This window comes from Microbispora hainanensis, assembly GCF_036186745.1.
Taxonomy (GTDB): Bacteria; Actinomycetota; Actinomycetes; order Streptosporangiales; family Streptosporangiaceae; genus Microbispora.
Genome location: NZ_CP108086.1, coordinates 1,797,107 through 1,815,035, shown reverse-complemented (window position 1 = coordinate 1,815,035; position 17,929 = coordinate 1,797,107). Strand labels below are relative to the sequence as shown.

The 17,929-nt window shown below is 71.9% G+C and carries 16 protein-coding genes and 2 riboswitches; of the genes, 10 read left to right on the top strand and 6 right to left on the bottom strand.

The genetic code is table 11. The features are described from left to right. Window positions 1-39: 39 nt before the first annotated feature. Both OHB01_RS08230 and OHB01_RS08225 read right to left on the bottom strand, forming a co-directional pair. The gene (locus tag OHB01_RS08230) at window positions 40-1,287 is read right to left on the bottom strand and encodes an aminotransferase class V-fold PLP-dependent enzyme (RefSeq protein WP_328855833.1); all 1,248 of its coding nucleotides are present in this window, start codon (window positions 1,285-1,287) and stop codon (window positions 40-42) included. 88 nt (window positions 1,288-1,375) lie between these two features. After that, window positions 1,376-1,491, bottom strand: a riboswitch (SAM riboswitch). Between the two features lie 60 nt (window positions 1,492-1,551). After that, window positions 1,552-2,229: a pentapeptide repeat-containing protein gene (locus OHB01_RS08225; protein WP_142651416.1), complete on the bottom strand. Its 678-nt coding sequence runs from the start codon at window positions 2,227-2,229 to the stop codon at window positions 1,552-1,554. Window positions 2,230-2,305: 76 nt separating this feature from the next. Here OHB01_RS08225 and OHB01_RS08220 point away from each other — a divergent pair, with 76 nt between their 5' ends. After that, the gene (locus OHB01_RS08220) at window positions 2,306-3,505 is read left to right on the top strand and encodes a cytochrome P450 (RefSeq protein ID WP_221890015.1); all 1,200 of its coding nucleotides are present in this window, start codon (window positions 2,306-2,308) and stop codon (window positions 3,503-3,505) included. Here OHB01_RS08220 and OHB01_RS08215 read toward each other — a convergent pair. After that, window positions 3,463-4,476, bottom strand: a complete 1,014-nt coding sequence (locus OHB01_RS08215; RefSeq protein ID WP_328855176.1) for an SAM-dependent methyltransferase — start codon at window positions 4,474-4,476, stop codon at window positions 3,463-3,465. The genes OHB01_RS08220 and OHB01_RS08215 overlap by 43 nt on opposite strands. Window positions 4,477-4,616: 140 nt before the next feature. Here OHB01_RS08215 and OHB01_RS08210 point away from each other — a divergent pair, with 140 nt between their 5' ends. Both OHB01_RS08210 and panC read left to right on the top strand, forming a co-directional pair. Further along, the gene (locus OHB01_RS08210; RefSeq protein ID WP_147943943.1) at window positions 4,617-5,507 is read left to right on the top strand and encodes a Rossmann-like and DUF2520 domain-containing protein; all 891 of its coding nucleotides are present in this window, start codon (window positions 4,617-4,619) and stop codon (window positions 5,505-5,507) included. Beyond that, the gene (gene panC, locus OHB01_RS08205; RefSeq protein WP_142651414.1) at window positions 5,498-6,352 is read left to right on the top strand and encodes a pantoate--beta-alanine ligase; all 855 of its coding nucleotides are present in this window, start codon (window positions 5,498-5,500) and stop codon (window positions 6,350-6,352) included. Before OHB01_RS08210 ends, panC begins: the two co-directional genes overlap by 10 nt. Before the next feature lie 162 nt (window positions 6,353-6,514). On the opposite strand, the gene OHB01_RS08200 is transcribed toward panC, so the two are convergent. Next, a complete protein-coding gene (locus OHB01_RS08200; protein ID WP_328855175.1) occupies window positions 6,515-7,309 on the bottom strand; it encodes a class I SAM-dependent methyltransferase in 795 nt (264 codons plus the stop codon). Window positions 7,310-7,371: 62 nt separating this feature from the next. Between OHB01_RS08200 and OHB01_RS08195 the strand changes: the two genes are divergently transcribed. The 4 genes from OHB01_RS08195 (at window position 7,372) to lysS (ending at window position 13,340) form a co-directional block, all read left to right on the top strand. Next, window positions 7,372-8,121: a helix-turn-helix domain-containing protein gene (locus OHB01_RS08195; RefSeq protein ID WP_328855174.1), complete on the top strand. Its 750-nt coding sequence runs from the start codon at window positions 7,372-7,374 to the stop codon at window positions 8,119-8,121. A gap of 182 nt (window positions 8,122-8,303) precedes the next feature. After that, window positions 8,304-10,805, top strand: coding sequence for an L-aspartate oxidase (locus OHB01_RS08190; protein ID WP_328855173.1), 2,502 nt, complete (start codon window positions 8,304-8,306; stop codon window positions 10,803-10,805). Window positions 10,806-10,812: 7 nt separating this feature from the next. Beyond that, the gene (locus OHB01_RS08185) at window positions 10,813-11,595 is read left to right on the top strand and encodes a type III pantothenate kinase (protein ID WP_079319601.1); all 783 of its coding nucleotides are present in this window, start codon (window positions 10,813-10,815) and stop codon (window positions 11,593-11,595) included. Between the two features lie 59 nt (window positions 11,596-11,654). Continuing rightward, window positions 11,655-13,340, top strand: a complete 1,686-nt coding sequence (gene lysS / locus OHB01_RS08180; protein ID WP_328855172.1) for a lysine--tRNA ligase — start codon at window positions 11,655-11,657, stop codon at window positions 13,338-13,340. A gap of 231 nt (window positions 13,341-13,571) precedes the next feature. Here the strand turns inward: lysS and OHB01_RS08175 are convergent, their stop codons facing one another. Beyond that, window positions 13,572-14,495, bottom strand: coding sequence for an NADP-dependent oxidoreductase (locus tag OHB01_RS08175; RefSeq protein ID WP_142651411.1), 924 nt, complete (start codon window positions 14,493-14,495; stop codon window positions 13,572-13,574). A gap of 100 nt (window positions 14,496-14,595) precedes the next feature. Between OHB01_RS08175 and OHB01_RS08170 the strand changes: the two genes are divergently transcribed. Both OHB01_RS08170 and OHB01_RS08165 read left to right on the top strand, forming a co-directional pair. Continuing rightward, window positions 14,596-15,006 carry a winged helix-turn-helix transcriptional regulator gene (locus tag OHB01_RS08170; RefSeq protein ID WP_142651410.1) on the top strand — a complete coding sequence of 137 codons (411 nt, stop codon included), beginning with the start codon at window positions 14,596-14,598 and terminating at the stop codon, window positions 15,004-15,006. Window positions 15,007-15,077: 71 nt separating this feature from the next. After that, on the top strand, window positions 15,078-15,326 hold the full coding sequence (locus OHB01_RS08165) for a LuxR C-terminal-related transcriptional regulator (RefSeq protein WP_142622380.1): 249 nt from the start codon (window positions 15,078-15,080) through the stop codon (window positions 15,324-15,326). Between the two features lie 261 nt (window positions 15,327-15,587). Here OHB01_RS08165 and OHB01_RS08160 read toward each other — a convergent pair whose 3' ends face one another. Then, window positions 15,588-16,547 (bottom strand): NlpC/P60 family protein, encoded by a 960-nt coding sequence (locus OHB01_RS08160; protein ID WP_240972072.1) that lies wholly within the window; start codon window positions 16,545-16,547, stop codon window positions 15,588-15,590. A 150-nt stretch (window positions 16,548-16,697) separates the two neighbouring features. Next, window positions 16,698-16,851, bottom strand: a riboswitch (cyclic di-AMP (ydaO/yuaA leader). A 384-nt stretch (window positions 16,852-17,235) separates the two neighbouring features. Here OHB01_RS08160 and OHB01_RS08155 point away from each other — a divergent pair. Beyond that, window positions 17,236-17,787, top strand: a complete 552-nt coding sequence (locus OHB01_RS08155) for an amino-acid N-acetyltransferase (protein WP_142651408.1) — start codon at window positions 17,236-17,238, stop codon at window positions 17,785-17,787. The last annotated feature ends 142 nt before the right edge of the window (window positions 17,788-17,929 follow it).

Sequence of the window (17,929 nt, the reverse complement as noted above, 5' to 3'; positions counted from 1 at the left end):
CCGCACGAGCGAAAGCCTCCGCCGGCTCGGTAACCCCCGTCAGGCGGCGGCGATCTCGCGTAGGGCTTCGATGAGGCGGTCGACGTGTTCGGTGGTGGTGCCGATGCCGATCGAGGCGCGTACGGCGCTGACCGTGCCGTCGGCGCAGCCGCCGTCCTGCCCGCCGCCGAGGAGGTGGCGGACGAACGGGTGGGCGCAGAACTTGCCGTCCCTGACGCCGATGCCCCAGTCGCCGGACAGCGCCTCGGCGACCTCCCGGGCCGTACGGCCCTCGACGACGAACGACACGATGCCGACGCGCGGGTGATCCTGACCCCACAGCGACAGCTCGCGGACGCCGGGGATCGTGGCGAGCCCGGCGCGCAGGCGGGCGAGCAGCCGCTCCTCCTCGCGCACCAGCGCGGCCCAGCCGGTCGCGGTCAGCGCGTCGCAGGCGGCGGCGAGCGCGATCGCGCCGAGCACGTTGGGGGTGCCCGCCTCGTGCCGCGTCTCGGGGTCGTCGCTCCACTCGGTGGTCTCGCCCACCGACCGTACGGCTCCGCCGCCGCGCAGGTACGGGTCGGCGTCGGCGAGCCAGTCGGGGCGCCCCACGAGCACCCCGGCGCCGAACGGGGCGTAGAGCTTGTGCCCGGAGAAGGCCACGTAGTCGAGGTCGAGCGCGGCGAGGTTGAGCCCGCGGTGGGGGACGAACTGGGCGGCGTCCACAGCGATCCGCGCGCCGTGCCGGTGGGCGATGTGGGCCAGCCCGGCGATCGGCCACAGCTCGCCGGTGACGTTGGAGGCGGCGGTCACGACGAGCAGGGCCGGGCCCTCGATCGCGGCCAGCGCCTCGTCGGCCGCCCGGAGCGCCTCGCCGGGGAAGGCGGGCGGCGCGAGCCGTACGGCGTCGGGCCAGGGCAGCAGCGACGCGTGGTGCTCGGTCTCGAACACGACGACGGTTGTGCCCTGCGGGAGGCTGCGGGCCAGCAGGTTCATGGCGTCGGTCGTGTTGCGCACGAAAATCAGGGCGTCGCCGGGGCGGGCGCCGACGAAGGCCCGCACGGTGTGCCTGGCCTGCTCATATCTGGCGGTCGTGAGCTGCGAGGCGTAGCCCGCACCCCGGTGGACGCTGGAGTAGGCCGGCAGCGCCGCCGCGACGGCGGCGTTCACCGGCTCGAGACAGGGCGCGCTCGCCGCGTAATCGAGGTTCGCGTACGGCACGAGCCTGCCACCCTTGACGGGCACCTCCAGATCGGCGCCGACGACGGCCGGCAGGAGGACGGGGGCGAGCTCGGGCTCGTCGGAGATGCGGGTGACGGCCTGCTGGACGAACGTGAGTGCGGACAACGCCAAGCCTCCTCGGGTCGGGGACCCCGGCCATGGCGTCGGAAGGCGGAGCCCGCGCTTGCCCGGCACACCTCGTGCCGAGCCCGGTCCTCACCCGGGGCACCCCGCCGCGAGCGCGAGGGTTGCCGGCCAGCAAGCCGGGGCTTGACGCTGGCACTCATGACCTGGACGGCACTATAACCCGGCACCTCCCTCCGGGCGCAAGTGCGGATGACCCGGGCGGAGTCAGTCGTCGCCGACCGTGACCCCCAGGACGTGGGCGAACATCGGCGCGAGCTGCATCAACTGGACGCCGCTGATGGTCGCGCCGCGCAGCGCGTCGTAGCCGTCGGAGATCCCCAGCGACACCGCCCCGCGCAGGTCGACCCGGGACATGCGGGCCTTGTCGAACCGCACCCGTTCGAGCGTGGAGCCGGGGAAGGCGACGCCGGTCAGCGTGGCGCCCGCGAAGTCCACGTCGCGCAGCGTGCACTCGACGAACGAGACCTCCCGCAGGTCGGCCGCGCGGAAGTTGACCGAGTCGAGCTTGCAGCGGTGGAAGAACACCTGGTGCAGCTCGGCGCCGGGCAGCGCCGTGCCGGCCGGGGCGCTCATGACGATCTCCGCGTCCGCCCAGACCGACTCGGTGAGGTCGCCGCCCACCCAGCGCACGCCGTTCAGCCACACGTCGGAGAACCGGGCGCGCCGGTATCGGCCGCCGATGAACGTCACCGAGGTGAACGCCGACTCGATGAACCGGGCGCCTCCGGCGTCGGCGTCCTCGAACTCCTGCCCGTCGAACAGGACCGTGTCGTAGTCGCCGCCGTGATCGAGCCGGCCGTCGAACGGCTCCAGGTGACCGGCGTACGGCAGGTCGCCGAGTTCGCGGGGTTCCCTGCGATGCGGTGCGCGGCGCTTGGGCATCGCCCCAACGTACGCCATGAGGGACCCGTACGCCCGCACTCCCGAGCGAGGCCTTTCATCCGTATTGTTGTCCATTGTGAAGTTTGATCCTTGGAACGCCGAGTTCATCGCGCACCCCTATGACGCCTACCGCGACCTGCGCGACAACGAGCCGGTCAGCTTCTTCGAGCCGACAGGGCAGTGGCTGATCGCCCGCCACGCGGATGTGAACGCGCTGCTGCGCGACCGGCGCCTCGGCCGGTCCTACCTGCACGTGGCGACGCATGAGGCGTTCGGCCGCGAGCCCGAGCCGGAGTTCCAGGAACCGTTCTGGCGGGTGATCCGGGCCGGGATGCTCGACGTCGAGCCGCCGGTCCACACGCGGCTGCGCCGCCTGGTGTCCAAGGCGTTCACGCCCCGCATGGTCGAGTCGCTGCGCCCCCGCGTACGGAAGATCGCGACCGAGCTGACCGAGGCACTGGTCGAACGCGGCGGCGGCGACCTGCTGGCCGAGGTGGCCGAGCCGCTGCCGGTCACCGTGATCGCCGAGATGCTGGGCGTGCCCGAGTCGGACCGGCACCTGCTGCGTCCCTGGTCGGCCGACATCTGCGGCATGTACGAGCTGAACCCCTCGCTGGAGGCCCAGCACACGGCCGTACGCGCGGCCACGGAGTTCGCCGACTACCTGCGCGGGCTGGCCAGGGCGCGCAGGGAGCGGCCGGGCGACGACATGATCTCGGCGCTGGCCCAGGTGGTGGACGACGGAGACCGGCTGACCGAGGACGAGCTGATCGGCACCTGCGTGCTGCTGCTCAACGCCGGTCACGAGGCCACGGTCAACGCCACCGGCAGCGGGTGGTGGGCGCTGTTCCGCAACCCGGGCGAGCTGGAGCGGCTGCGCGCCGACCCCGGCCTGATGCCGACGGCGGTCGAGGAACTGCTGCGCTACGACACCCCGGCGCAGATGTTCGAGCGGTGGGTGCTGGAGGACATCGAGGTCGGCGGGGTGACGATCCCCCGGGGAGTGGAGATCGCGCTGCTGTTCGGCTCGGCCAACCGCGACCCCGAGGTCTTCGCCGACCCCGACCGTCTCGACATCGGCCGCACCGACAACCCGCACATCTCGTTCGGCGCCGGCATCCACTTCTGCCTCGGCGCGCCGCTCGCGCGGGTCGAGATGGCCGAGTCGTTCGGCGCCCTGCTGCGGCTCGCGCCCAAGCTGGAGCTCGCCGAGGAGCCCGCCTGGAAGCCCAGCTACATCATGCGCGGCCTGGAGTCGCTCAAGGTGACCGTCTGAGCGAGCCACCCGAAGCCGCCGAGCCCCGCCGGGTCGATCAGCTCGGCCTCCTGTGAGGCCCGGCCGAGCGCGCGTACATATCCGGCGGGATCGGCGGACGCCTGCGCGAGCGGCGGCCGGGCGCCGGTGACCCCGAGGTCGCGCAGCGCCTCCCGCTGCGTGGTGAGCGTGGTCTCCCACGCCCCCGCCCGCTCGCCTGCCGCCGCGCAGGCGTCCAGCGCGACATGGGCCGTGATGTCGCACGACCCGTCGGGCGTGGCCGGCACCACCGCGCCGTCGCGATATCCCGTGATCGTGCCGAGCGGGGGCCGGTGGCCGTACAGGTGGGCGTAGTCGATCGCGACCGCCGTGCCGCGCGCCAGCCGCGTGATCAGCGAGGCCCACGCCTCGTCGCGCGTACGGCCGATCTCGGCGCGTTCCCCCGGTGAGCGCAGCGGCCACCAGCGTTCCAGCCAGGCCAGATCCTCGGGGCAGGGCGCGGGCCCGAGCCGTTCGTCGCCGGTGGCGGTGTCCACGAGCACCAGGCGAGGGCCGTCCGGCGTCATCTCGGCGACGTCGAGCGGCACGTTGTCGAGCCACTCGTTGGCGATCACCAGGCCCGCGATCCCGTACGGCGCCTCCGGCTCCCAGGCGACGCGGGGATCGAGATCGCCGGGCCGGGGGGACAGGTCCACGGCGGTGACCCGCAGCCGCTCCGCGAGGTCCGGCGGCGCGGCGGCGAGCACGCGGGCGGCCAGCAGGCCGTTGCCGCTGCCCATGTCGACGAGATCGACCGGGTCGGGGCGGCCGAGGTCGGCGTCGGCCCGCCGGAGCAGGCGCAGCACGGCCTCCGCGAAGACCGGTGAGGCATGCACCGACGTGCGGAAGTGCCGGTCGGGACGCTCCTGTATATAGAAGCCCTCCGCGCCGTAGAGCGCCCGCCGCATGGCCTCCCGCCAGGTGACCTCCACACCGGTGTACGTTACCGACACGCCGGGGCCGTGACGAAAAGTAGTCACTTTCGTACTTATGGCTCAACATAGGCCCGTGAGAAACGGGACAAAATCCGACCGTTGGGCCACGCCCGGGCCGGCGGGAGCGCCGCCGCTACGCTGAACCGAGGGGAGGCGTCATGGACACAAGTGACCGCCCGGCGCGGCTCGCCGTGGGAGTGCTCGGCGCGGGACGGGTCGGCTCCGTGCTCGGAGCCGCGCTCATGCTCGCGGGCCATCGCGTGGTGGCGGCCAGCGGCGTATCCGACGCGTCGGCGCGGCGCGCCGCCGACCGCCTCGGCCTGAACCTCAGCAGGCCGGACGAGGTGATCGCGCGGTCCGAGCTCGTGCTGCTGACCGTGCCCGACGACGTGCTGCCGGGCCTCGTCTCCGGCCTCGCCGCAACCGGCGCCGACCTGCGCGGCAAGCTGCTCGTGCACGCCAGCGGCGCGTACGGCCTGGGCGTGCTCGACCCCGCTGCCCAGGAGGGGGCGCTGCCGCTCGCGCTCCACCCCGTGATGACGTTCACCGGCAGGAGCGACGACCTGACCCGGCTCAACGGCTGCTCGTTCGGCGTCACCGCGCCCGACATGCTGCGGCCGGTGGCCGAGGCGCTGGTGATCGAGATGGGCGGCGAGCCCGTGTGGATCGCCGACCGCGACCGCCCGCTCTATCACGCCGCCCTGGCCGGCGCCGCGAACCACATGGTGACGTTGGTCGCCGAGTCGCAGGAACTGCTCGCGAAGATCGGCGTGGACCATCCGGGCCGGATGCTCGGCCCCCTGCTCAGCGCGGCACTCGACAACGTGCTGCGTCTCGGCATCAGCGGGCTCACCGGGCCCGTGGTCCGCGGCGACGCGGGCACCGTGCGCAAGCACGTAGACGCGCTCATCCTGGCCGCCCCCGAGGCCGCGGACGCGTACGTCGCCCTGGCGAGGCTCACCGCCGACCGGGCGCTCGCGGCGGGCCTGCTCAAACCGGAGGCGGCCGAACGCCTGCTGGACGCCCTGGGAGGGAACATATGGACCTGACCGTCGCCGCCGACCGCGCCGCCCTCGACAAGGCGAGGGACGAGCTCGGCCCCGGAAGGATCGCCCTGGTCCCCACGATGGGGGCGCTCCACGAGGGCCACCGGTCGCTGCTTCGGCTGGCGCGCGAGCACGCCGACCACGTGGTCGTGAGCGTGTTCGTCAATCCCCTGCAGTTCGGTCCCAACGAGGACTTCTCCCGCTATCCCCGTACGTTCGACGCCGACCTCCAGGTGTGCGAGGAGGAGGGCGTGGCCGTGGTCTTCGCGCCCTCGGCCGAGGACATGTACCTGCCGGACCGCCAGGTGCAGGTCTCGGCCGGCGGCATGGGCGGCGTGGTCGAGGGAGCGTTCCGGCCCGGCCACTTCGACGGCGTCCTGACCGTGGTGCTCAAGCTGTTCAACCTGGTGCGGCCGGACGTCGCGGTCTTCGGGCAGAAGGACGCCCAGCAGCTCGCGCTGATCCGGCGGATGGTGGCCGACCTCGACGTGCCGGTGTCGATCGTCGGCGCCCCGACCGTGCGGGAGCCGGACGGCCTCGCCCTGTCGAGCCGCAACAGGTATCTGTCCGAGGCCGACCGCCGCACCGCGCTCGCGCTGTCGCGGGCGCTGCGGGCCGGGGCGGCGCGGGCCGGGACCGCCGGGCCGGCCGGGATCCTCGACGCCGCCCGGGCCGTGCTGGAGGAGGCGGCCCGCTTCGACCCGCCGCTGCTGCTCGACTATCTGATCCTGGCCGACCCCGCGACGTTCGCCCCGGTGGCCGAGGACCATCGCGGCGAGGCGATCCTGGCCGTGGCGGCCAAGGTCGGCACCACCCGTCTCATCGACAACATGGTGCTGACCCTGTAGGGCTACCGGGTAGGGGTATCGTACGAGGCCGCGGCGCCCCCCTCTGCTGCGCGGGCTCGGCCGCACCCGGCCCCTGGCGCGCTCCGGGCGGCGTCTCCGGCCGGTGCCCTCAGCCGTCCCCGGGTCGGCGGCGTGGTCTCGGCCTTCCCCGCTGCGTGAGACTCAGACGTTCCGCGCCTGCAGCGTGAACCAGAAGGTGGGGAACGGGTTCGTCCCGGGCGTGACGTCGACCAGCTCCCAGCCCTTGAACCTGGCACGCAGCTCGTCGGCCGTGACGCCGGAGAGCGCGTCGTCGAGCGTGTCCGGGCCATACCCGAACATCAGCAGCCGTGCGCCGGGGGCGGCGCGGCGGGTGAGCCCGGCGGCGTAGGCGTCGCGGCGGTGCGGCGGGATGCCGCAGAAGCAGCTCAGGTCGAAGAACAGGTCGAAGGGGCCGGGCGCGTCCAGCTCGTCGAGCCGGGTGACGTCTCCCTGCAGCAGCCGTACGGCCACTCCCGCCGCGTCGGCCCGCTTCCTGGCCTCCTCGATCGCGCGGTCGATCAGGTCGACGGCCACGACCTCCCAGCCGTGCCGGGCCAGGTAGATGGCGTTGGTTCCGGTGCCGCAGCCGAGCTCCAGGGCGCGGCCGGGCGGCAGCGCGCCGTTCCCCGCCCGGCCGTTCCTTGTCTCACTGTCGCCGGCCCCGTGCGCACTGCCGTTCCCCGCGCCGACGTTGCCGGACAGGTGCGTCCGGCCGCTCCCCGCCCCGTTCCCCTCGCCGTCCCTCGCGCCGTGCCCATCGCTGTGCCCATCGCTGTGTCCCTCGCTGTGCCCCTCGATCAGGGTGACCAGCTCGGGCGGCGTCACGCCGGTGTCCCAGGGCGGCTTGCCGTCCCGGTAGTAGCTCTCCAGCCTTCGGCGTACGGCCTCCTCCAGGTCTCGTCCGGTGCCTGCGTCGGTGATGTTCGGCTTCTCCATGCCCCGGCTCCATATTTTTAGAGGTAAACTCTAGTGATTAACTCTAGAGATATACTCGCGCCATGGAAACCGTCAAGCGGCCGGACAAGCGGGCCGAGCGTTCACGCCGCACCCGCGAGAAGGTCATCCAGGCGGCGCGGGAGCTGTTCGTCGCGCAGGGTTACGGGGCGACGAGCCTGCAGGAGGTCGCCGACCGGGCGGGCGTGGCCGTCCAGACGGTCTACTTCGTCTTCGGCAACAAGCGTGCGCTGTTCAAGGAGGTCGTCGACACGTCCATCGCCGGCGACACCGAGCCGGTGGCCGTCATGGATCGTGAGTGGTTCCGCGCCGCGTGCGCCGAGCCCACCGCGGCCGGCCAGGTGCGCGCGCACGTACGCGGCACGAGCGAGATCCTCGGCCGGGTCGCCCCGCTCATGCCGATGATCGAGTCCGCCCGCGCCGCCGACCCGCAGATCGCCGCGCAGTGGCCGGACGGCTCCGACCCGCGCTACATCGTGCAGCGGGCCGCGGCCGAGGCGCTTTCCGGCAAACCCGGCGTGCGTCCCGGCGTTTCCGCCGAGACGGCGGCGGACCTGCTGTTCTGCCTGCTAAGCCCGGACCTGTACCTGCTCTTCGTGCGGGACCGCGGCTGGTCGCAGGACCAATGGGAGGAATGGGCCTGCGCAACTCTGACCGCCCAGCTCTGCGCCGACCCTGTGACGAACGCCGCACCCGCGACGGACACCGCACCCGCGACGGAATACCGGCCCCGCGACGAACATCAGCCCCGCGACGAACATCAGCCCCGCGACGGACACCGCCCTCGTTCCTGACACCAGCCCCGCGACGGACGCCAACGCTGCACCGCGCCACCCCCGGCACGGGCGCCACCCCCGGCACAGGCGTCGCGCCCGGCGCGGGCGCCGGTCCTGCGGCACGTCTCTTGTAGGAGGGGCCGGGGCGGCACCATCGACCCGGGGGCGTTATCGTCATTATGACGAAAGGGGACCCCCTCATGGTCGCGCTCGCACGCAGACTCACCGCCCCCGCACCCGGCTGGACCGTCGAAGCCGACGCGGTCGTGATCGGGTCGGGGATCGCCGGCCTCACCGTGGCGCTGCGCCACGTCGAACTCGACCCACGGGCGCGGGTGCTCGTGGTCACCAAGGATGTGCTGTCGGCCGGATCGACCCGGTGGGCGCAGGGCGGCATCGCCGCCGTCCTCGACCCCGAGGACACCCCCGACGAGCACCTGAGGGACACGCTCGTCGCCGGGGTCGGCCTGTGCGACGAGGAGGCCGTGCGCGTCCTGGTCACCGAGGGCCCCGACGCGCTGAAGCGGCTGATGAGCCACGGCGCGGAGTTCGACCGCGACGTCGACGGCGAGCTCCAGCTCACCCGCGAGGGCGGCCACCACCGCAACCGCATCGTCCACGCGGGCGGCGACGCGACCGGCGCGGAGGTGCAGCGGGCCCTGGCCGAGGCGGTGCTGGCCGAGCCCCGCATCGAGGTCATCGAGCACGCCCTCGCCCTCGACCTCCTCCGCGACGCCGAGGGCCGCGCCTGCGGGGTCACGCTCCACGTCATGGGCGAGGGCGCTCGCGACGGCGTCGGCGCCGTACGGGCCGGGGCCGTGGTGCTGGCCAGCGGCGGCATGGGCCAGGTCTACGCGGCCACCACCAACCCCGTCGTGTCCACCGGGGACGGCGTGGCGCTCGCGCTGCGGGCCGGCGCGGTGGTCAGGGACATCGAGTTCGTGCAGTTCCACCCCACGGTCCTGTGGCTGGGCGAGGGCTCGACCGGCCAGCAGCCGCTGGTCTCCGAGGCCGTGCGCGGCGAGGGCGCCGTGCTCATCGACGCGAACGGCGAGCGCTTCATGCGGGGCGTGCACGAGCTGGCCGACCTCGCCCCCCGCGACGTGGTCGCCAAGGCGATCATGCGCCAGATGGCGCGGACCGGCGCCGACCACGTCTACCTCGACGCCACCCACTTCGGCGAGGAGAAGTGGCGCTCCAGGTTCCCCACGATCTTCGCCGTCTGCCGCGAGCACGGCATCGACCCCGTCACCGAGCCCATCCCCGTCGCCCCCGCCGCCCACTACGCGAGCGGCGGCGTGCGTACCGACCTGTACGGCAGGACCAGCGTGCCCGGCCTGTACGCCTGCGGAGAGGTCGCCTGCACGGGCGTGCACGGTGCCAACCGGCTGGCCTCCAACTCCCTCCTGGAAGGGCTTGTCTACGGCGAGCGCATCGCCGCCGACCTGGTCGCGGAACGGCCCGCCCCGGGCGAGCCCGCGCCGGACGACCGTCCCGAGGGCCTGATCGACCCCCGTACGCGGACGAGGGTGCAGAGCCACATGAGCCGGGGCGCCGGGGTGCTGCGCAGCGACCGCAGCCTGGCGGAGGTCGCCCGCGCGCTCTCCGACGCCCGCTGGACGCCGGTCGCGGTCGAGCCCTGCACCGAGTCGTGGGAGGCGACCAACCTCCTCACGGTGGCGTCCGCGCTGGTCGCCGCAGCGGCCGTACGAGAGGAGACCCGCGGTTCGCACTGGCGGGAGGACCACCCCGACCGCGACGACGCCCACTGGCGGGCGCACATCGACATCGCCCTGACGGCGGAGGGACTGACCTTGACGTACACGCCTCACGAGGAACTGCGGACCGAGCTGGAGAAGGCCGGACTCGACCCGGACGCGGTGCTCGGCCTCGTCCGGACCGCGCTGGAGGAGGACCTGGCCGGGGGACAGGACGTGACCTCGGTCGCCACCATCCCGGCCGGCCAGCGGTCCGTCGCCGACGTCGTGGCCCGCAAGGAGGGCGTGGTCGCCGGGCTGGCCGTGGCCGAGACCGTCTTCCGGCAGGCCGCCGGGCTGGTCGAGGTCGAGCGGCACGCCTCCGACGGCGACCGCGTGCGCCCCGGTGACGTGGTGATGACCGTGCGGGGCACGACCAGGGACCTGCTCACGATGGAGCGCACCGCGCTCAACTTCCTCACCCACCTGTCCGGGATCGCCACCGAGACCCGCCGCTGGGTGGACGCCGTCGAGGGCACCGGCGCCCGCATCCGCGACACCCGCAAGACCCTGGCGGGGCTGCGCGCCCTGCAGAAGTACGCCGTACGGGCCGGGGGCGGGGTCAACCACCGGATGGGCCTGCACGACGCCGCGCTGATCAAGGACAACCACGTCGTCGCCGCCGGAGGCGTCGCCGAGGCGTTCCGCGCCGTACGGCAGGCCTTCCCCGGCGTGCTGATCGAGGTCGAGGTGGACCGCATCGACCAGATCGAGCCGGTTCTGGACGAAGGGGCCGACGAGATCCTGCTCGACAACTTCACCGTGGACCAGCTCGCCGAGGCCGTACGGCTCGTGGCCGGCCGGGCGCGGCTGGAGTCGAGCGGCGGGCTGACCCTCGACGTGGCCCGCGCGGTCGCCGAGACCGGGGTCGACTACCTGGCCGTGGGCGCGCTCACACACTCGGCCCCGGCACTCGACCTTGGTCTAGATCTTCGTGATGCATAATCAGGGAATGCTGCTCACCATCGACGTCAGCAACACCCATACGGTGCTTGGCCTGTTCGAGGGTGAAGAGGTGATCGAACACTGGCGCATCGCCACCGACCCCCGCCGTACGGCGGACGAGATCGCGGTGGTGCTCCAGGGTCTCCTCGGGCAGTCGCCGCTTCTCAAGGACGCCGACATCAGCGGCATCGCGATCTGCTCCACGGTGCCGTCGGTGCTCAACGAGATGCGGGAGATGTCGCGGCGCTACTACGGCGACGTCACGGCGGTGGTCGTCGAGCCGGGCGTCCGCACCGGCGTCCCGGTCCGGATGGACAACCCCAAGGAGGTCGGCAGCGACCGCATCGTGAACGCGCTCGCCGCCACCACCCTGTACGGCGGGCCGTGTGTGATCGTGGACTTCGGCACGGCCACCTCGTTCGACGCCGTCTCGGCCCGGGGCGAGTACGTCGGGGCGGTGACCGCGCCCGGCCTGGAGATCTCGGTGGACGCGCTGGCCACGGCCGGGGCCCAGCTCCACAAGGTGGAGCTGGTGCGCCCACGGTCGGTGATCGCCAAGAACACCGTGGAGGCCCTCCAGTCGGGCATCATCTACGGCTTCGCGGGCCTGGTCGACGGCATCGTGGACCGGATGACGGCCGAGCTGGCCTCCGACCCCGACGACGTGACCGTGGTCGCCACGGGCACCGGTGCCCCGCTCGTCATCGGCGAGGCCCGTACGATCGACGTGCACGAGCCCTGGCTCACGCTGATCGGCCTGCGGCTGGTCTACGCCCGTAACGCGTCCTGACGACTCCCTCGCGTACGGGACCATAGAAGGCAGGATCCCGTTCAGAGAGGACTGACGTGATGGACGCCGACTGGGTGGCGCGTTTCGCCGATGAGGTCATCGCCGAGGCTGAACGGCGCGCACCGGGCAAACCCGTCGTCTGCGCGTCCGGCCTCAGCCCGTCCGGCCCGATCCACCTGGGCAACCTGCGCGAGGTCATGACCCCGCACCTGGTGGCCGACGAGATCAGGCGGCGCGGCTACGAGTGCGTGCACATCATCTCGTGGGACGACTTCGACCGCTTCCGCAAGGTTCCGGTGGGCATCGACCCCGCCTGGAACGAGCACATCGGCAAGCCGCTGACCACCGTCCCGGCCCCGCCCGGCAGCGAATACCCGAACTGGGCCGAGCACTTCAAGGCCCCGATGATCGCCGCGCTGGCGGAGCTGGGCGTGGAGTTCCACGGCATCAGCCAGACGCAGATGTACACCTCCGGGGCATACCGGGAGCAGGTGCTGCTCGCCATGCGCGAGCGGCGGCGGATCGACGCGATCCTCGACCAGTACCGCACCAAGAAGGCCAAGGCCAAGCAGGTCACGGACGCCGACGAGGCCGCCGCGCTCGAAGGCTCGGGGGCAGCGAGCGAGGACGACGGCTCCGGGGCCGGGGGCTACTACCCCTACAAGCCCTACTGCTCGGTCTGCGACCGCGACCTGACCACGGTCACGTCGTACGACGACGAGACCACGGCGATGTCGTACACCTGCGTGTGCGGCCACAGCGAGACGGTCCTGCTGTCCGAGCACACCCGCGGCAAGCTGGTGTGGAAGGTCGACTGGCCGATGCGCTGGGCGTACGAGGGCGTGATCTTCGAGCCGTCGGGCGTGGACCACAGCTCGCCGGGCTCGTCGTTCGTGGTCGGCGGCCAGATCGTCCGCGAGGTGTTCGACGCGCCGCAGCCGATCGGCCCGATGTACGCCTTCGTCGGCATCAGCGGCATGGCCAAGATGAGCAGCTCCAAGGGCGGCGTGCCGACCCCGGCCGACGCCCTGTCGATCATGGAGCCCGCGTTGCTGCGCTGGCTGTACGCCCGCCGCCGTCCCAACCAGTCGTTCAAGGTCTCCTTCGATCAGGAGATCCAGCGCATGTACGACGAGTGGGACACGCTGACGAAGAAGGTGCAGGAAAGCACGGCGCTGCCGGCCGACCAGGCGGCCTACCGCCGGGCGTCGAGCACGGCCTCCCGGGTCCTGCCCGAGACGCCGCGGCGGCTGCCTTACCGGACGCTCGCCTCGGTCGTGGACATCACGACCGGAGACGAGGAGCAGACGCTGCGTATCCTGCGCGCGTTCGACCCGGAGATCGGCGGGCTCGACGAGCTGCGGCCGCGGCTCGATCGCGCCCAGCACTGGGTGAACACCTACGTGCCCGCCGAGGAGCGCACACAGGTGCGCGAGACGCCCGACAAGGAGCTGCTCGACACGCTCGGCGAGCAGGACCGCGAGTCGCTGCGCCTGCTGGTGGAGGGACTCGACGCGCACTGGTCGCTCGACGGGCTGACCACGCTCGTCTACGGCGTGCCGAAGGTGCAGGCCGGGCTCGACATGGACGCCAAGGCGGCCACGCCCGAGCTGAAGGCGGCCCAGCGGGCCTTCTTCGCCCTGCTCTACCGGCTGCTCGTCGGCCGCGACACCGGCCCGCGGCTGCCCACGCTGCTGCTGGCCGTCGGCCGCGACCGGGTGCGTGAGCTCCTCGGCCGCGCCTGATCGCCGCCTTCGACAAAAGGGCCGGACGGCATCGCCGTCCGGCCCGCGGCATGCCCGGCCGGGCATGCCGGAAGGGGAAACCAGCGCGCCGGGGAACCCAGAGCATCGGGAAACGCAGCGGGCCGGGAACCCAGAGCATCGGGAAACGCAGCGCGCCGGGGAACCCAGAGCATCGGGAAACGCAGCGCGCCGGGAACCCAGGGCGCCGGGAAACGCAGGGGATCGGGAGACTCAGGGCAGCAGGACCAGCCGGCCGCGCAGGCCGCCCTTCCGCAGGCGTTCGTACGCCTCGGCCGCCCGCTCCAGCGGGTAGGTGCCGGCGACCCGCAGGCTCAGCCGTCCCGCCTCGGCCAGCTTCGCGACGTCCCGCAGCTGGGCCGCGTCGGCGCGGATGAACACCGTGGAGACCCGGATGCCGCGCAGCGGCACGGGGGCCAGCCCGGCGTTGACGGCGACGAACGCGCCCCCGTTGCGCACGGCGTCGAGCGCGGGCAGGCCGACGAGCGCCGCGTCCACCAGGCCGTGCACGCCGCCGGGAACGGCGGCCCTGACCGCGGCCGCCAGGTCGGCGCCCCTCGGCACGAACCACTCCGCGCCGAAGCCCCGCACCACCGTCTCGTCGCCGGGCGCGGCGACCGCCGCGACCCGGAGCCCCCGCGCCACGGCCAGCTCCACGAGATAGCCGCCGACGCCGCCCGCCGCCCCCGTGACGAGCAGGGTCTCGCCCTCGGCGAGCCCGGCGAGGTCGAGTGCCTGGACGGCGGTGAGCGCGTTCAGCGGCAACGTGGACGCCTCGGGCGCGGCCACCCCCACGGGCGCGGGAGCCACCGCCGTCTCGTCCAGCACCACCAGGTCCGCCTGGGCCTTGAGCGGGTCGGTCAGCCGGTCCGACAGCCCGATGACCCGCTCGCCCGGCCGCAGACCCGTCACCCCCGGCCCGGCCCGGTCGACCACGCCCGCGACGTCCCAGCCGAGCGCGTACGTCTCCTGGTGCGGCATGAGCCCGTTGTCGGCGAGGACGCCCGCGGCCGTGGCCAGGTCGACAGGGTTGACGGCCGCCGCCTCGACCCTGATCCGCACCTGCCCCTGCCCCGGATCCGGCTCCCGCACGTCGACGATCCGTACGGCTCCATCCCGTGCCATCAGTGCTCTCATGAGCGTCTTTCTCCTTTCGCGATGGCACGGAGCGTAGGAAGATCTACTCTCTTTCGGTAAGAAGGCACCTGGAAGTGCGTAAGGGAGGAGAAGGGAAGACATGGCGACTCAGACGGCGGCCGAGCGGCGCGAGGAGGCGCGTCAGCGCTACAACGCCTACGTCGCGACCTGCCCGTCCAGGAAGCTGCTCGACACGCTCAGCGACAAGTGGGTGAGCCTGGCGCTCACCGCGCTCGCCGGCGGCCCGCGCCGCTACAGCGAGTTGGCGAGGACGATCGCCGGAGTCAGCCAGAAGATGCTCACGCAGACGTTGCGGACGATGGAACGCGACGGCCTGGTGTCACGCACGGTCACTCCGTCGGTGCCGGTGAGGGTCGACTATCGGCTCACGCCGCTGGGCGAGGACCTCATGCCGCTGCTCGAAGCGATCAAGCGCTGGGCCGAGATCCACATGGAGGATGTCGAAGCGGCCAGGCAGGCGTACGACCGCCGCTCCGGCCACCGACCTTGACGACCTTCAGGCGAGGCGTTTACCTTCCCTGAAGGGTGGGCCGACGACATCGTCGTGGGGGAGGGCGGACGATGGGTGTTCCCGAGGTCGTCTACCGAGGTGACAATCCTGCCTCGGACCTTGAGCGTGCCGGTCTCACCGAAGAGGATCTGCTTCTCCTCGCGGAGCTGGCCAAGGGAGTGACAGCAGACCGGGTGGGCCGCAGTCTCGACGTCAGCGGCCGAACCGTGCGGCGCCGGTTGCGGTGCATCTGCGACCGCATCGGTGTGGCGACGGCGATCGAGGCGGTCGCCTGGGCGGCACGCCGCCGCCTCATCTGAGTGTTTCATCTAAGCGCGTTATCCGACTGCGTTGTCCGGCCGCGTTCGCTGCGAAAGGGACCGGCGCCCCTCCAACGGAGGAGGGGCTCTCTGAAAGGCCCCCGGAAAGGCCCCCGGGAAGGCTCCGTGGAAGAGCGCCCGCAGACAGAGGCCCTCGCAGACCGAGGCGCTCCGTAGACGAAGGGCTCCGTAGACCGAGGCCCCTGTGACAGAGGCTCCGTGGTCAGAGGCCCCGTGGTCAGAGGCCCCGTGGCCAGAGACTCAGTCGGCGACGCGCACCGCGCCCGCGAACGGCCGGCCGTCGATCTTCGCGATGTGGACGACGTCTCCTGTGCGCGGCGCGTGGATCATGTAGCCGTTGCCGATGTAGATGCCCACGTGGTGCAGGTCGGAGTAGAAGAACACCAGGTCGCCGGGGCGGAGCTGGTCACGCGGGATGTGCGTGCCGGCCGTCCACTGGTCGCCCGTGTAGTGCGGCAGGCTGATCCCGACGGACTGGTAGGCCGCCATGACCAGGCCGGAGCAGTCGAAGGAGCCGGGCCCATCGGCGCCCCACACGTACGGCTTGAGCTGCTGCGCGAGGGCCCAGCGCGCCGCCTGGGCGGCCTTGCCGTCACCGATGATGGGGAAGTCCGTCCTCGTGCGCGTCTCTCTGCCGATCGTCTGGGAGACCTGCCGGTAGAGGCTGCTCTCGGTCTTCTTGATCAGACTGGTGATCTTGTCGCGCCGGGCGTCGAGGCCGCTGAGGAGCTTCTTGACCTCGGCCTGCCGGGCGGAGGCGCTCTGCCTGGCCCGCGCGGCGGCGTCCATGGCCTTGGTGACCTCCGCGACCTCCTGGCTCTGCTGCAGCTCCAGCGCGTACGTCGTGGAGGCCTGGTCGAGGTAGCGCCGGGGGTCGATGTCGCTGTCGATGAGCGCGAGCGCGTTGCCGAGCCCGTTGGTCATGTAGGAGTGCTGCGCGAGGGCGCTCGCCTTCTGCCGGCGCACCTCCAGCTCGGCCTCGCTCTTGGCGAGGTTCTTCTTGGCGAGGTCGGCGGACCGCTCGGCCGCCTTCAGACGCACCCGCTCGCCGTTGTACTGCTCGGTGAGCGTCTCGATTTCGTCGTAGAGGTCCTCGACCTGCTTGGTGAGCTGCTTGAGGCTCGGCTTCGGGTCGGCGGTGGCGCTGACGACCGGGGCGCCGAACGTGATCGCGCTGATCGCGAGTCCGACGAACGCCAAACGGCGGAGGGGACCCGGACCGGCCGTGCCGGATCCGGATCGCCGGCCGCGGGCGTGCCTGCCCGCCGGCCTCTTGCCACGCATGCGCAACCGAGCTCCTCTCCCATGTGCGCCCCGCGGCGGGCCCGTCGTCGAGACGGGGCCGTACGGCGGGGCGCTGCTGAGCGCCTACCGGGTTAGCTGACGGGTTCGGGCCGGAGTAGCCCTACCTGGCGGATTCACCCCTTGTCGATCTGAGACCGAACCGATCCTGGATCCTGCAGTTGGGTCCCCGGCTCCCCTTCGCACTCGGTGCTTCGAAGATTCGGCGCCCGGTCGCCGCGAGCGCTCACGATGACCGGCATCGTCGCTGGACGATAGTGCACCGCGAGTTCTTGCTCAACCAGAACTCCGAAACCCGTCTAGGTTTGACAACCAAAGGATCACGGTCGGATCACGGGATCGGTTGTGAAACGTCCGTGTTCACAGGGGTTTGGAGCGATCCGAGAGTTTGGATGTGCTGCTCGGGCTGGTGAAAAAACTGGGACAAAAGTGGACAGTGGCCTTGGGGTGTGACCGTACGTCCGTCCGCGTCCGGGCGGCTACACACGGTCAGAACTCATGTGGGGTCTGGCGTTTGGGGATGACCGTTATCCGGGGGACGCTCCGCGCATGGGATCAGGCCGCGCTGCGGCTAGGCTGACCGGTCATGGAGCAGGTCGCCGCGCAGACGCCCAGTGAGTCGGGTGCCACGGCCGTGACGGTGCGCCGGGCCAGGACGCCGGACGTCCGGGCGATCCGGCGTCTCGTCGACGCGTACTCCGGCAACGGGCCCCGCCTGCTCAAGAAGAGCACGGTCACGCTGTATGAGGACGTCCAGGAGTTCTGGGTGGCCGAGACGGCCGGGCAGGTCGTCGGCTGCGGCGCGCTGCACGTGCTGTGGGAGGACCTCGCCGAGATCAGGACCGTCGCGGTGGACCCCGCGGCGCGCGGCGGGGGCATCGGCCACCGGATCGTCGCCGCGCTCATCGAGACCGCCAGGGACCTCGGCGTGCGGAGGGTCTTCTGCCTCACGTTCGCGGTGGACTTCTTCGCCAGGCACGGTTTCCGGCCCATCCAGGGCACCCCGGTCTCCCCTGAGGTCTACGCGGAGCTCCTGGCGTCGTACGACGAGGGTGTCGCCGAGTTTCTCGACCTGGAGCACGTGAAGCCGAACACGCTGGGGAACACCCGGATGTTGCTGCACCTCGACCGTCATTGATCACCATTGATGGGCATTGATCATCGATCTTGACGGTGGTTGTCGACTGTTGCAAAGGTGACTGTTGATACGCCTGTCGCTACTTTTGGCAATATCAGCGTGTGCTACAGACGTGCGGCGCATGCGTCTTCGAAACGAGGTG

What these genes read in the sequence shown, in the direction of transcription:
- OHB01_RS08170 (WP_142651410.1), top strand. Translation starts at nt 14,596, where the DNA reads ATGGCGACTCAGACGGCGGCCGAGCGGCGCGAGGAGGCGCGTCAGCGC.
- OHB01_RS08190 (WP_328855173.1), top strand. Translation starts at nt 8,304, where the DNA reads ATGGTCGCGCTCGCACGCAGACTCACCGCCCCCGCACCCGGCTGGACC.
- lysS (WP_328855172.1), top strand. Translation starts at nt 11,655, where the DNA reads ATGGACGCCGACTGGGTGGCGCGTTTCGCCGATGAGGTCATCGCCGAG.
- OHB01_RS08155 (WP_142651408.1), top strand. Translation starts at nt 17,236, where the DNA reads ATGGAGCAGGTCGCCGCGCAGACGCCCAGTGAGTCGGGTGCCACGGCC.
- OHB01_RS08200 (WP_328855175.1), bottom strand. Translation starts at nt 7,309, where the DNA reads ATGGAGAAGCCGAACATCACCGACGCAGGCACCGGACGAGACCTGGAG.
- panC (WP_142651414.1), top strand. Translation starts at nt 5,498, where the DNA reads ATGGACCTGACCGTCGCCGCCGACCGCGCCGCCCTCGACAAGGCGAGG.
- OHB01_RS08165 (WP_142622380.1), top strand. Translation starts at nt 15,078, where the DNA reads ATGGGTGTTCCCGAGGTCGTCTACCGAGGTGACAATCCTGCCTCGGAC.
- OHB01_RS08185 (WP_079319601.1), top strand. Translation starts at nt 10,813, where the DNA reads ATGCTGCTCACCATCGACGTCAGCAACACCCATACGGTGCTTGGCCTG.
- OHB01_RS08210 (WP_147943943.1), top strand. Translation starts at nt 4,617, where the DNA reads ATGGACACAAGTGACCGCCCGGCGCGGCTCGCCGTGGGAGTGCTCGGC.
- OHB01_RS08195 (WP_328855174.1), top strand. Translation starts at nt 7,372, where the DNA reads ATGGAAACCGTCAAGCGGCCGGACAAGCGGGCCGAGCGTTCACGCCGC.
- OHB01_RS08225 (WP_142651416.1), bottom strand. Translation starts at nt 2,229, where the DNA reads ATGCCCAAGCGCCGCGCACCGCATCGCAGGGAACCCCGCGAACTCGGC.
- OHB01_RS08175 (WP_142651411.1), bottom strand. Translation starts at nt 14,495, where the DNA reads ATGAGAGCACTGATGGCACGGGATGGAGCCGTACGGATCGTCGACGTG.